General features: G+C 67.2%; 11 protein-coding genes. All 11 read right to left on the reverse strand.

Translation table 11 applies throughout. The annotated features are described in order from the left end of the window. Nucleotides 1-4: 4 nt before the first annotated feature. Nucleotides 5-982: an ABC transporter permease gene (locus tag ACIRQ7_RS02990; RefSeq protein WP_404259368.1), complete on the reverse strand. Its 978-nt coding sequence runs from the start codon at nucleotides 980-982 to the stop codon at nucleotides 5-7. Continuing rightward, the gene (locus ACIRQ7_RS02995; RefSeq protein ID WP_401462610.1) at nucleotides 975-1,898 is read right to left on the reverse strand and encodes an ABC transporter permease; all 924 of its coding nucleotides are present in this window, start codon (nucleotides 1,896-1,898) and stop codon (nucleotides 975-977) included. The genes ACIRQ7_RS02990 and ACIRQ7_RS02995 overlap by 8 nt, the downstream gene beginning before the upstream one ends. A gap of 67 nt (nucleotides 1,899-1,965) precedes the next feature. Next, nucleotides 1,966-3,588: an ABC transporter substrate-binding protein gene (locus ACIRQ7_RS03000; protein ID WP_404259371.1), complete on the reverse strand. Its 1,623-nt coding sequence runs from the start codon at nucleotides 3,586-3,588 to the stop codon at nucleotides 1,966-1,968. Between the two features lie 149 nt (nucleotides 3,589-3,737). Continuing rightward, nucleotides 3,738-4,070 (reverse strand): putative quinol monooxygenase, encoded by a 333-nt coding sequence (locus ACIRQ7_RS03005; protein WP_404259373.1) that lies wholly within the window; start codon nucleotides 4,068-4,070, stop codon nucleotides 3,738-3,740. Between the two features lie 210 nt (nucleotides 4,071-4,280). Next, nucleotides 4,281-5,354, reverse strand: coding sequence for a hypothetical protein (locus tag ACIRQ7_RS03010; protein ID WP_404259374.1), 1,074 nt, complete (start codon nucleotides 5,352-5,354; stop codon nucleotides 4,281-4,283). 342 nt (nucleotides 5,355-5,696) lie between these two features. After that, nucleotides 5,697-6,773, reverse strand: a complete 1,077-nt coding sequence (locus tag ACIRQ7_RS03015) for an ABC transporter ATP-binding protein (RefSeq protein WP_401463741.1) — start codon at nucleotides 6,771-6,773, stop codon at nucleotides 5,697-5,699. A 1-nt stretch (nucleotide 6,774) separates the two neighbouring features. Next, on the reverse strand, nucleotides 6,775-7,812 hold the full coding sequence (locus ACIRQ7_RS03020) for an ABC transporter ATP-binding protein (RefSeq protein ID WP_404259375.1): 1,038 nt from the start codon (nucleotides 7,810-7,812) through the stop codon (nucleotides 6,775-6,777). Nucleotides 7,813-7,823: 11 nt separating this feature from the next. Next, nucleotides 7,824-8,825 (reverse strand): ABC transporter permease, encoded by a 1,002-nt coding sequence (locus ACIRQ7_RS03025; RefSeq protein WP_404259377.1) that lies wholly within the window; start codon nucleotides 8,823-8,825, stop codon nucleotides 7,824-7,826. Further along, on the reverse strand, nucleotides 8,818-9,744 hold the full coding sequence (locus tag ACIRQ7_RS03030; RefSeq protein WP_404259379.1) for an ABC transporter permease: 927 nt from the start codon (nucleotides 9,742-9,744) through the stop codon (nucleotides 8,818-8,820). The genes ACIRQ7_RS03025 and ACIRQ7_RS03030 overlap by 8 nt, the downstream gene beginning before the upstream one ends. 90 nt (nucleotides 9,745-9,834) lie before the next feature. Further along, nucleotides 9,835-11,460: an ABC transporter substrate-binding protein gene (locus ACIRQ7_RS03035; RefSeq protein WP_404259381.1), complete on the reverse strand. Its 1,626-nt coding sequence runs from the start codon at nucleotides 11,458-11,460 to the stop codon at nucleotides 9,835-9,837. Nucleotides 11,461-11,989: 529 nt separating this feature from the next. After that, nucleotides 11,990-13,861, reverse strand: a complete 1,872-nt coding sequence (gene typA / locus ACIRQ7_RS03040) for a translational GTPase TypA (protein WP_404259383.1) — start codon at nucleotides 13,859-13,861, stop codon at nucleotides 11,990-11,992. Nucleotides 13,862-13,893 lie beyond the last annotated feature (32 nt).

The following is a 13,893-nucleotide window of genomic DNA, read 5'->3' on the forward strand; positions in this document are numbered from 1 at the left end:
CTCCTCAGCGCAACTTGGGGTCGAGGGCGTCGCGCACCGCGTCGCCGAGCATGATGAACGCCAGCACCGTGATGCTCAGGGCGCCCGCGGGCCACAGCAGCATGTGCGGGGCGTTGCGGATGTAGGTGGAGGCCGCGGAGATGTCGATGCCCCAGGAGACGGTCGGCGGCTTCAGGCCCGCGCCCAGGTAGGACAGCGTGGCCTCCAGCGAGATGTAGGTGCCCAGCGCGATGGTGGCGACGACGATGACGGGGGCGACGGCGTTCGGCGCGATGTGCCGCAGCAGCATCCGGCCGTTGCTCGCGCCCAGCGCCCGCGCGGCCTGTACGTAGTCGTTCTGCTTGGCGGTGACGACGGCGCCGCGGGAGATCCGGGAGATCTGCGGCCAGCCCAGCAGCACGATGAAGCCGACCACCGGCCAGACGGTGGAGCTGACGATGACGGAGAGGAAGACCAGGCCGCCGAGGATCACCGGGATGCCGAAGAAGATGTCCGCGAGCCGGGAGAGCAGGGTGTCCCACCAGCCGCCGAAGAAGCCCGCGAGGCCGCCCATCAGGCTGCCGAGGAGGGCGGCACCGGTGGTGGCGCAGACGCCGACGGTGATGGAGGCGCGGGCGCCGTAGACCACCCGGGTGTAGACGTCCCGGCCCTGGGTGTCGAAGCCGAAGGGGTGGCCGGGTTCGGCTCCCGCCTGCGCCTTGGCCAGGTCCGCCCGGTAGGGGTTGCCGGTGGCGATCAGCTGCGGCCAGATCGCGATGATCACCAGGAAGACGATGACCAGCGCGGAGACCACGAAGACGGGGTTGCGCCGCAGGTCGTGCCAGGCGTCGCTCCACAGGCTGCGCGGCTTGCCGGGGGGCACCTGGTCGGGCGGTCCCGCCCCGGGGGCGCGCTCCAGCGACTCCGCCTCGCCGATGGCCAGCGCGGCGGCGCCGCCGTCGCCCGGGGTGATGGCTTCTTTCGGTACGTACGGATCAGGCATAGCGGATCCTCGGGTCGAGGACGGCGTACAGCAGGTCGACGAGGAGGTTGGCGACCAGGAAGACCAGCACCAGGATCGTCACGAAGCCCACGACGGTCGGCGAGTTCTGCCGCAGGATCCCCTGGTAGAGCTGGAATCCGACACCGTGGATATTGAAGATGCGCTCGGTGACGATGGCGCCGCCCATCAGGGCGCCGATATCGGTGCCGATGAAGGTGACCACCGGGATCAGGGAATTGCGCAGGAGGTGGCGGGTGATGACCCGGTGCCGTGGCAGACCCTTGGCGACGGCCGTACGGACATAGTCGGCGCGGGTGTTCTCGGCGATGGAGGTACGGGTCAGCCGGGTCACATAGGCGAGCGACACCAGCGCCAACACGATTCCTGGCAGCAGGAGTTCACCGAACGGCGCGTCGGTGGAGACGGCGGGTTTCACCCAGCCCCATTGCACACCGAACAGGAATTGCAGCACATAGCCGCTGACGAAGGTCGGGATGGACACCACGACGAGGGTGAAGACCAGGACGGAGGTGTCGATGGTGCGCCCGCGCCGCAGCCCGCTGAACACACCGAGCACGATGCCCACGACCATCTCGATCACGACGGCGACGAGCGTCAGCCGCAGGGTGACAGGAAAGGCCGCCGCCATCAGCTCGGTGACCGGCTGGCCGTTGAACGCGGTGCCGAAATTCCCTTGGAAGATCTGCCCCATGTAGTGCAGGTACTGCTTCCACAGGGGTTCGTCGAGGTAGAGGTCGGAACGGATCTGCGCGGCGGTGGCGGGGTCGGGTGCGCGGTCGCCGAACATCGCGGCCACGGGGTCACCCAGTGCGTACACCATGAAGAAGATCAGGAACGTGCTGCCGATGAACACCGGGATCATCTGGAGCAGCCGCCGGATCACATAGCGTCCCATGAGGGCTCCGGGTTCTGTGGAACGGGAAGAGCGGGCGGAACGGGCGCGCGGGGCGGGGCCCGAGGGCTCAGCTGACCTTGATCTCGTTGTAGACGGGGACGCTGAAGGAATTCAGCGAGACGTTGGTGATCCGGTCGTTGTAGCCGCCGCTGCCGTTCTGGTACCACAGCGGAATTCCCGGCATCTGCTCGGCGAGGATCTTCTCCGCGTCCTGGAACTTCCCGACGGCTTCCTTGGTGTCGGTCGCCGCATTCGCCTCGTTGACGAGTTTGTCGAAGCCGGGGTTGCTCCACACCCCGTCATTGGACGAGCCGTTGGTGTAGTAGAGCGGCTGCAGGAAGTTCTGGATCAGCGGGTAGTCCATCTGCCAGCCGGCCCGGAACGGACCGGGCATCTGCCGCGCGGTGATCTTGTTGCGGAAGTCCGCGAACGTGCCGACCGGATTGCCGACACACGCCTTGTCGTTGTCCAGCGCGTTGTTGACGCTGTTGCAGATCGCGTCGATCCAGTCCTTGTGCGAGCCGGTATCGGCGTTGTAGGTGATGGTCATCTTCCCGCCGGGCAGCCCGCCCCCCTCCTTGACCAGCTGCTTCGCCTTGGCCGCGTTGAAGATGCAGGCATCGCCGCACAGTCCCGCCTTGTAGCCGCCGTCGGCCCCCAGCACGGGCGACGTCCAGTCGGAGGCCGGCGTGCGGGTCTTCTGGAAGATCTCATTGGTGATCAGCTCGCGGTTGATCGCCATCGAGATGCCGCGCCGCACCTTCTCCATCCCCGGCTTGTTCCATTTCTTGTCGTACATGGGGAAGGTGAGGGCCTGGATGATGCCGGCCGGCTGGTTGATGTACCGGTCGCCCAGGTCGGCCTGTGCGTTCTTGAGCTGCGCGGCCGGCACATCGTCGACGAGGTCGAGATTCCCGGCCTGAAGGTCGGTGTAGGCGGTGTTGTTGTCCGTATAGACCCGCAGATCGATGCCGGCGTTCTGGGCCGGGTCCTTGCCCGGGTACTTCGCCCACTTGCGCATCTTCATCACGGATCCCTTGGTGTAGGAATCCACGACGTACGGCCCGTTCCCGACGGGCTTCTTCAGCCAGGCGTCGTGCTGGGTGAAGAAGGACTGCGGCAGCGGCATGAAGGCCGAGTAGCCGAGCGTGTCCGGCCAACTGGAGAACTTCTGGTTGAGCTTGACGGTGAAGGTCTTGTCGTCCTTCACCACCAGCCCCGACATCGCCTTGGCCTTCGCCGCGCCGCTCGCCGGGTGGACCTGGTCGTATCCGTCGATGTACTGGAAAAAGGCCGCGTTCCGCTGCTTGTTGCTGAGCTGCGCGCCGTAATTCCAGGCGTCCACAAAGGATTTGGCGGTGACCTTCTCACCGTTGCTGAAGGTCCATCCGCTCTTCAGCGTCACGGTGTAGTTCTTCGAGTCCGTCGTCTCGATCTTGTCGGCAATGACATTCTCCGCGGCCCCGGTCTTCGGGTCGTACCGCTTGAGCCCCCGGAAAAGCATTTCGAGGACCTTGCCGCCCTGCACCTCATTGGTGTTCGCGGGCTCCACCGGATTCTGCGGATCCCCCCACGAGGAACTGACCACCCCGGAACCGTCCCCGCCGCTCCCCCCGCCTCCGCAGGCCGTGGCCGCGAGGGCGACGGCGACTGCGCATACGGCCCACTTCGCGCATGTGGCTCCACGCATGGGGTGCCTCCTCAGATCCTCGGCCCTACCTAGACCACATAAGATCCCAAAAGGGGGCACCATGCACTGCTGCGGAGACCGGCACTACTCCGAAAACCCGAGAAAACCCTCGTATGCCCGATCCACCGGTGATCCGCGCGATCCGGGGCTCACACGTGATGCACGGACTCCACCGAGAACATCCGCGGATCGAAACTCTCCGCGAGCGCCGCCGCCTCCGTCATGTGTTCCCGCGCTCCCGGGTCGGCCAGCATGGCCCGGAAATGCTCTTCGCTCTCCCACTGCGCGTAATTGACGACCCGCTCGCCATCCGCGCTCGCATGGATATTCGCCGAGATGAATCCCGGGCGGTGCCGCATCGTCTCCTCGGTCGCCCTGGTCAGCAACGCCACCAACTGCGCCTGCCGCTCGGGCGCGACGGTGAAGACATTGATCAATGTGGCGACATCGCGCCCGGCCTGGATCTGCGTGGTATCCGACATGCCGCCATCCTGCCAACAGGCGCCACACCTCTCCCACCCGGCGGCGCCCCGGGGTACCGGACGACCAGGCGCCTGCCGTACGGGCCGTACGTCCGTACCTGCCGCACCTGCCGCACCTGCCGCACCTGCCGCGAACATGGCGACGGGCCGCCGACGGCACCGGAGTGAGATCCGGCCGGCCGTTCGGCGGCCCGTGCGTAGTGCGCCGCGTTACGCACCTGCCGCTGTCGCGGAGACCCGGCGCTGACGCCGGGCGAGCGCGGTACCTGCGAGCCCTGCGCTGACGATCGCCAGGGTCACCGCGAGCACCTCCGACGGGATCGCGGCATCACCCAGAACACTCCGCAGCGGGTTGACGACGCCGACCCGTGCCACGAGGTGCAGGACGATGACGGCCACCGCGGCGGTGGCACTCACCGTCCAGGCCAGGGCCGTGTCACGCACCGCGAGAAGGACGGCCAGCACCAGGAAGCCACCGGCGATGACCAGCGACAACGCGTCGACCGGCCGACCGGACTGCAGGATCTGCGACATGCCGATCACCGGCAGATGGCTCAGTCCGCAGGCCGCCAGCGCCACGCCCGCGGGCCACCGCAGCGTGAGCCGCAGGGGGGCGGACGGGTCGTGTCCGGACTGCCGGCCGTTCTGCGGCCGGATGGCGGTACGGTGCGACGCCGTCCCCCAGGTGACAGGGACGCCTGCCGGGGTGGAACCGGCCGGCGGGACGCCCGCCGGCCGCGGCGGAACCTGCCGGTGGGACGAGACCGTCGCGGTCTCCGTGGTGTCCGCGTCCCTGGTGGCGGGCTCCGCGCGCCGGCGACCGGCGAACGGCGCCTCCTCGCCCTCAGGACTCGGGGCTCCGTCGGCGTCCACCGCGTGCGTCGCGCCCCCGGAGCCACCGGCCCCGAACACCGCGATCAGCTGCGCGACGTCCTCGACCGAGCGGCCGAGGGCCGCCGCGCGCAGCGCCTCGCGGCCCGAGTCCGTCGCGTACGGGGTTCCGTTGAGCAGCTCGATCAGCGGACCGACCTCGCTCACGGGCCGGTCGACGACGGCCAGCCGGAGCGCCTCGTCGCCGTGGTGGGACACGCCGCCGCTGCTGCGCAGCAGCTCCACCAGGGCGGCGACTTCCTCCAGCGGGCGGTCGGCGACCGCCGCCCGCAGGAGCGTACTGACGGATGTCTGCTCTGGAGGCGGGGGTGGCTCGACCGGTACTTCGGGGCTGGGGTCCGCTGAGGGCGACCCGGCATCGTTCATGACATGAATGACTGATTCGGACGGCATGCGGGACTCCACTGACGAGAGGGAGCGCCAATCACCGGAGGGCTCTGGCACTCGGTTGTGGATGTGTACGACTCTCAGCCAACTGCCCCCCGGCCCGACCGCGCCATTCGGCAACGCCATCCGGTGTACCCGGGTCACCCGCCCGCCCGCGTGTCGCCCCGTTCGGCCCTGGAAACGCCGAAGGCGCCCGGGGGACGAACCCCAGGCGCCTTCTGCGGCGCGGAAGCTGACGACGCCTAGGACGTTGCCGACACACCCCGGAGCCTTCGTCCGGAGCGGACCGGATCGGGCGAGCGGGCCCCGATCCGCACGACAAGTCCCGGGCGTGTCGTCGCCCTTCGTCTAGGCCGCGCCCACCACATCCTTGACCTCGGCGAAGTGACACGCCGACTCGTGGGCCGCCGGCGTGGACTGCCCGCGGAACCGCTCGGGGATCGCCAACAGCGGCGTCTCCGTGGCGCATTGGTCCTGCGCCTTCCAGCAGCGCGTACGGAAACGGCAGCCGGAGGGCGGGTTGGCGGGTGAGGGGACGTCACCGGTGAGGATGATCCGCTCACGGCCCTCGCGCGCTTCCGGGTCCGGGACCGGCACCGCGGAGAGCAGGGCCTGGGTGTACGGGTGGGTCGGGTGGTCGTAAATCTGCTCGTCGGTGCCGATCTCCGCCATCCGGCCGAGGTACATCACGCCGACCCGGTCGGAGATGTGGCGGACGATCGACAGGTCGTGCGCGATGAAGAGGTAGGAGAGCGTGAACTCTTCCTGCAGCTTCGCCATCAGGTTGATGACCTGGGCCTGGACCGAGACGTCCAGGGCCGAGACCGGCTCGTCGCAGATGATGATCTCGGGGTTGAGGGCCAGGCCGCGGGCGATGCCGATGCGCTGGCGCTGTCCACCGGAGAACTGGTGCGGGTAGCGGTGGATGTACTCGGGGTTGAGCCCGACCACGTCCAGCAGATCCTGCACCTTCTTGCGACGGTCGCCCTTGGGGGCCACCTCGGGGTGGATCTCGTACGGCTCGCCGATGATGTCACCGACCGTCATCCGCGGATTCAGGGACGTGTACGGGTCCTGGAACACCATCTGGATGTTGCGGCGGACGACCTTCAGGGCGCGGCCGGACAGCCGGGAAATGTCCTCACCCTTGTAGAACACCTCGCCGGCGGTCGCCCGTTCCAGGTTCATCAGCAGCTTCGCGACGGTGGACTTGCCACAGCCCGACTCGCCGACGATGCCAAGGGTTTCGCCCCGGTAGAGCTCGAAGGAGATACCGTCGACGGCCTTGACCGCGCCGACCTGCTTCTTGAACAGGACGCCCTGGGTCAGCGGGAAGTGCTTGACCAGGTTGCGGACCTGGAGGATCGGTTCGCGGTCGGTACCGCTCGGAGCGGAGTCCTCCGCGCCGCCGGCCGGCTTCGTCATGTCAGCCATTGACCGTCTCCTTCCAGAAGTGGCAGGCGCTGGCCCGGCCCTCGGCCACCCGGTGCAGCGGCGGCGTGTCGGTACGGCAGACGTCCTGCGCCAGCGGGCAGCGCGGGTTGAAGGCGCAGCCCTGCGGTACGTGCAGCAGGTTCGGCGGCAGCCCCTTGATCGCGTACAGCTCCTGGCCCTTCTGGTCCAGCCGGGGGATGGATTCCAGCAGACCGCGGGTGTACGGATGCGCGGGGTTCTTGTACAGGTCGTGGACGGGAGCGGTCTCGACGATCCGGCCCGCGTACATCACGGCGATCTTGTCGGCGACGTCCGCCACCACACCCAGGTCGTGGGTGATCAGGATCAGACCCATGTTGTACTCGCGCTGGAGATCCGCGAGCAGGTCCATGACCTGGGCCTGGACGGTGACGTCGAGGGCGGTGGTCGGCTCGTCCGCGATGATCAGGTCCGGCTCCAGGGCGAGCGCCATCGCGATCATGATGCGCTGGCGCATACCGCCGGAGAACTGGTGCGGGTAGTCGCCCACCCGGCTCTTGGCCGCCGGGATCTTGACCCGGTCCATCAGCTCGATGGACTTGGCCTTCGCCGCCTTCTTGGACATGCCCTGGTGGACGCGGAACATCTCGCCGAGCTGGTAGCCGACGGAGAGCACCGGGTTCAGCGAGGACAGCGCGTCCTGGAAGATCATCGCGATCTTGGCGCCGCGCAGACCGCGGCGCTCCTCGGACGACATCGTGAGCATGTCCCGCCCGCGGAAGCGGATCTCGCCCTGCGGGATCTTCGCGGGCGGCATGTCCAGGATGCCCATGACGGCCTGCGCGGTGACGGACTTACCCGATCCGGACTCGCCGAGGACCGCGAGGGTCTCGCCCGCGCTGACGTTGTAGTTGACGCCGTTGACGGCCTTGACGATGCCGTCGCGGGTGTGGAACTCGACGTGCAGGTCACGGATGTCGAGCAGGGGTCCCTGCTCCGCTTCCGGCTCGGCGGCGGAGATGTCCGCGGCCGTGGAGATGGTGGTGTTCACGTAAGCCTCCCTCAGCGCAGCTTGGGGTCGAGGGCGTCGCGCACCGCGTCGCCGAGCAGGATGAACGCGAGCACGGTCAGGCTCAGGAACACCGCCGGAACGAGCAGGACATGCGGTGCGTCGCGGAGCACGGCCTGCGCGTCGGAGATGTCCACGCCCCACGAGATCTCCGGGGGCTGAAGACCGATGCCGAGGTAGGACAGGGTGGCCTCGGCCGAGATGTAGCCGCCGAGCGCGATGGTGGCGACGACGATCACCGGACCGATGGCGTTCGGCAGGATGTGCTTGAACAGGATGCGGACGGTGCCGGCGCCCAGTGCGCGGGCCGCGTTCACGAAGTCCGACTGCTTCTGCGTGATCACCGCACCGCGCATCACGCGGGCGATCTGCATCCAGCCGAAGGCTGTCAGACCGAGCACGACCGTCCACACCGTGCGGTGCGTGAAGGCCTGCAGCAGCACCAGGGCACCGAGCAGCAGCGGGATGCCGAAGAAGATGTCGGTGACACGGGAGAGCAGCGTGTCCAGCCAGCCGCCGAAGTAGCCCGCCAGCATGCCGAGCAGACCGCCGATGATCGTGACCGCCAGCGTCACGCAGACGCCGACGATGATCGAGGCGCGGGCGCCGTAGACCGTACGGGCCCATACGCTCTGGCCCTGCTTGTTGTAGCCGAACCAGTCCTCCTGGAAGACGTGGCTCCACTCGGGCAGGCCCAGGTAGTGGTGGCGCAGGTCGGAGTACTTGGGGTCGGCGCCGGTGAACAGCGTCGGGAACAGCGCCATCACGATCAGGAGCACCAGCAGCACGCCGGCTATCCAGAACAATGGGCGGCTGCGCAGCTCGCGCCAGGCGTCGGCCCCGAGGCTGCGGGGCTTGTCCGGGCCCATCTGCGACAGCTCGTACGCCGCGGCCACGCCGACGGCTCCGGGCACACCGCCCGCGCCGGGGTCCCCCATACCGGACGCGGGGCTCGCCGCGTCGCTCGCTGTGAGGTTCTGCGTCTTCTCAGGCATAGCGAATCCTCGGGTCCAGGACGGCGTACAGCAGGTCCACGACCAGGCTGGTCACGAGATAGACGAGGACGAGCACCGTCACGATGCCGACCACGGTCGGGCCTTCGCTGGTCTGGATGGCCTTGAAGAGGGTGTTGCCGACTCCCTGGACGTTGAAGATGCCTTCGGTGACGATCGCACCACCCATGAGCATGCCCAGGTCGGTGCCGAGGAAGGTCACCACGGGGATCAGGGAGTTGCGCAGCAGATGCACGCCGAGCCGACGGCTGGTCGGCAGGCCCTTGGCGAGCGCGGTGCGCATGTAATCGGCGCGCAGGTTCTCCACCACGGTGGTCCGGGTCAGCCGGGCGACGTAGGCCAGCGAGAGGCTGCCGAGCACCAGGGCCGGGACGAGCAACTGGCCCACGTTCATGGAGTCCTGAACGGTGGGCGTGATCAGGCGCCACTTCATGCCCAGGAAGAACTGGGTCAGGAAGCCGATCACGAAGACCGGGATGGAGACCACGACCAGCGTCAGGACCAGCACGAACTGGTCGATGAACTTGCCGCGCTTGAGGCCGGTCAGCAGGCCGAGGGCGATACCCACGACGAGTTCGATGCCGAAGGCGAGGAGCGCGAGCCGGATCGTCACCGGGAAGGCGTCGGCCATGAGGTCGGCGACCGGCCGGCCGCTGAAGCTCTGGCCGAAGTCGCCCTGGAAGAGGCCGGTCAGGTAATTCCAGTACTGGACGAGCAGCGACTGGTCGAGGCCGTACTCGTGACGCAGTCGGGCAACCGTGGCCGGATCGGCGGCCTTTGACCCGAAAAGCGCCTGGATGGGGTCGCCGGGAAGCGAGTACACCATCAGAAAGATGAGCAGTGTGGTCCCGATGAACACCGGGATCATCTGGAGCAGTCGTCGTGCGACATAGCGCCCCATGGTTCCTCCTGTCCGCCGACAGGGCCCGGGGGCCGTTCCGCGCCTGGGCGGAACGGCCCCTCAGGTCCTACGTCAGTGCCTGTGGGGCGACTACTTCTTCTTGACCTCGACGTCGGTCCAGATCGCCTGGCGGAAGGTGTCGAACTTGACGTTCTGGACGTTGTTCGAGTGCCCGGCGTTGGTGTGGTCGAAGAAGAGCGGGATGGAGGGCATCTGGTCGCGCAGCGAGTCGGCCGCGTCACCGTAGAGCTTCTGCGCCTCGGCGGGGGTCTTCGCCTCGTCGGCCTGCTTCAGCAGCCCGTCGAGCTTCTTGTCGCTGAAGCCCATGTCGTTGGCGCCGGCACCGGTGCGGTACTGCTCCGAGATGAAGTTGGCGATGTTCGGGAAGTCCTGGACCCACGCCATACGGAAGGCGCTGTCCAGCTTCTTGTCGGTGATCTCCGAGCGGAGCTGCTGGAAGGTCGCGCGGGGCTCGGCGGTGCAGGGGACGCCGGCGTTCTGGCGGATGTCGTTGCAGACCGCGTCGGCCCACTCCTTGTTACCACCGTCGGTGTTGTAGGCGATGGTCATCTTGCCGCCCGGAACACCGCCGCCCTCCTTGATGAGGGCCTTGGCCTTCTTCGCGTCGAACTTGCAGAACTCGCCGCACTCGTTGGCCTTGTAGCCCTTGACGACCTTGGGCACCCAGCCGTCGGCCGCGTCCTTGGAGCCGTTCAGCACGGTCTTGGCGATGGTCGCGCGGTCGATGGCCATGGACAGGCCCTGGCGGACCTTGGCCTTCTCCGGCTTCTGCCACGCCTTGTCGTACATCGGGAAGCCGATGGTGGTGTTGCCACCGAACATCTGGTCCACGGACCGCTCGCCGAGGTCGTCCTTGTACTTGCTGATCATGGACGGCGGAATCTGGTACATGACGTCGAGCTGGTCGGAGACCAGGTCGTTGTAGGCGCCTTCTTCCTTCGAGTAGAACTTGAAGGTGATGCCGCCGTTCTTGGGCTTGTCCTCGCCCTTGTAGCCGGCGTACTTCTTGACCTTGAACTGGACCTTGTGCTCCCAGTCACCGGCCTGCTTGTACGGGCCGTTGCCGATCGGGTGCTCGCCGAATGCCTTGGTGTCCTTGTAGAACGCCTTGGGCAGCGGGAAGAACGCGTCGTAGAACAGCCGGTCCTTGAACGTGGACACCGCGTGCGACAGATCGATGGTGAACTCGTTGTCGTTCACGACCTTCAGGCCCGACATCTTGTCGGCCTTCGGGTCGCCCTTTTCCGGGTGCACATCCTCGTAGCCCGCGATATCCGTGAACCAGGAGGAGTTGAGCTGGGCGTTCTTGGCGTTGGCGCCCCAGTTCCAGGCGTCCACGAAGGAGGAAGCGGTGACCTTCTCGCCGTTGTGGAAGGTCCAGCCCTTCTTCAGCTTGACGACGAAGTGCTTGTTGTCCTTGCTCTCGACGCTCTCGGCGACCTGGTTGCGCAGGTTGCCCTTGGCGTCGAAGTCCACGAGACCCCGGAAGAGGTTCTTGAGGATGTAGCCGCCGCCGACCTCGTTGGTGTTGGTCGGAATGAGCGGGTTCTGCGGCTCGACGTCGTCGTAGGTGTAGATCCCGTTGGGGTCGACCTCCGCCTTGTCGGAACTACCGCTGCCGCCGCCGCAGGCCGTAGCGCCCAGGGCCACGACTATTGCTCCGACGACCCAGGTGGCGCTTCTGGCACCGCGCATGGGACTGCCTCCTCATGAGTCCATCACTTCATGGAAAGGAGCTGGTCAACAACTGACACCCCTGACAGCGTGTGACCAGCCCCGACGCTCGCGAGTCGGCGCCTCTGACGGCGCTTGACCCATTGACCCGAGCTCAACACAGCCCAGTGTTAGTCACGTTCGACTCATTAACCACGAGTAGGCGGTCTCGATTTGGTCACATTGGACATCTTGCTGTCCGATGTTCGAACGTGAAAATTTTCCATTTCGTAACGAAACGGACTCCGCTTGTGGTCGATTCGCGGCGTAGTTCCCGGAAAGCGGACGGCGGCAGCGCGATGCACCGCTCCGGGTGCGCCGGGACGGCCTGCCGGGCGGGCGGAATTCGGTTGACAGGCACCGTCCGGCAGGGCAGAGCCCCTCGCCCACGACGGTCCGTCTCTCCACCGTAACCATCACGGCCGCACTCAGGTGGCATGCAAAGCGAAATTGGCTCTCCCCGGACCCTTTCGGGACCGGGGAGAGCCAATTCGTCGTTCGGCGCCGGAAGTTACCGCTTGGCGCGCGAGGCGGAGCGGCCGCGCTCCTTCTGGTCGAGGACGACCTTACGGATGCGGACGGTCTCCGGGGTGACCTCGATGCACTCGTCGTCGCGGCAGAACTCCAGCGACTGCTCCAGGGAGAGCTTGCGCGGCGGGACCACGTTCTCGGTGGTGTCCGCGGAAGCCGCACGCATGTTGGTGAGCTTCTTCTCCTTGGTGATGTTCACGTCCATGTCGTCGGCACGCGAGTTCTCGCCGATGATCATGCCCTCGTAGACCTCGGTGCCCGGCTCCGTGAAGATCACGCCGCGCTCCTGGAGGTTGATCATCGCGAACGGCGTGACCGAACCGGAGCGGTCGGCGACCAGCGAGCCGTTGTGGCGGGTGCGCAGCTCGCCGAACCACGGCTCGTGGCCCTCGAAGAGGGAGTGCGCGATGCCGGTGCCGCGGGTCTGGGTCAGGAACTCCGTACGGAAGCCGATCAGGCCACGCGACGGCACGATCCACTCCATACGGATCCAGCCGGAACCGTGGTTGGTCATGGTCTCCATGCGGCCCTTGCGGGTCGCCATCAGCTGCGTGATCGCGCCGAGGTGCTCCTCGGGGGAGTCGATCGTCAGGCGCTCGATCGGCTCGTGCAGCTTGCCGTCGACCTCCTTGGTGACGACCTCGGGCTTGCCGACGGTGAGCTCGAAGCCCTCCCGGCGCATGGTCTCGACGAGGATCGCCAGCGCCAGCTCGCCACGGCCCTGGACCTCCCAGGCGTCGGGACGCTCGGTGTCCAGGACACGGAGCGAGACGTTACCGATCAGCTCCTTGTCCAGGCGGTCCTTCACCTGGCGGGCGGTGACCTTGTGGCCCTTGCCGCCCTTGCCGACCAGCGGCGAGGTGTTCGTACCGATGGTCATCGAGATGGCCGGCTCGTCGACCGTGATCAGCGGCAGCGCGATCGGGTTCTCGGGGTCGGCCAGCGTCTCGCCGATCATGATGTCCGGGATACCGGCGACGGCACAGATGTCACCGGGGCCGGCCTTCTCGGCGGGCTTGCGGGTGAGCGCCTCGGTCATCATCAGCTCGGTGATGCGGACGTTGGACATGGTGCCGTCACGCTTGATCCACGCGACGGTCTGGCCCTTCTTCAGCTCACCCTGCTCGACACGGAGCAGCGCGATACGGCCGAGGAAGTTGTCCGCGTCGAGGTTGGTGACGTGCGCCTGCAGCGGCAGCGCGTCGTCGAACTCGGGGGCCGGGACGTGCTCCAGCAGCGTGCTGAAGAACGGCAGCAGGTCCTCGCTGTCGGCCGGGACGGTGCCGTCCTCCGGCTTGGTCAGCGACGCGACGCCGTCACGGGCGCAGGCGTAGACGATCGGGAACTCGATCTGCTCCTCGTCCGCGTCCAGGTCGAGGAAGAGGTCGTACGTCTCGTTGACGACCTCGTCGATCCGGGAGTCGGGACGGTCGGTCTTGTTGATGCACAGGATGACCGGCATCCGCGCGGACAGCGCCTTGCGCAGCACGAAGCGGGTCTGCGGGAGGGGGCCCTCGGAGGCGTCGACGAGGAGGACGACCGCGTCCACCATCGACAGACCGCGCTCGACCTCGCCACCGAAGTCGGCGTGGCCGGGGGTGTCGATGATGTTGATCGTGATCGGGTCCCCACCGTCCTTGGGGTGGTACTTGACGGCGGTGTTCTTCGCCAGGATCGTGATGCCCTTCTCACGCTCCAGGTCGTTCGAGTCCATCATGCGTTCGTCGAGGTTCTCGGCAGCGTGGGCAGCGAACGCTCCCGCCTGCTTGAGCATGGCGTCGACGAGGGTCGTCTTGCCGTGGTCGACGTGGGCGACGATGGCTACGTTACGAATGTCGTGGCGCGTGGGCATACTGGCGGCGCTTCTCCCGGAATCGTGGGTGG

Origin of the sequence: Streptomyces sp. NPDC101393 (assembly GCF_044767385.1) — a bacterium.
Classification (GTDB): domain Bacteria; phylum Actinomycetota; class Actinomycetes; order Streptomycetales; family Streptomycetaceae; genus Streptomyces.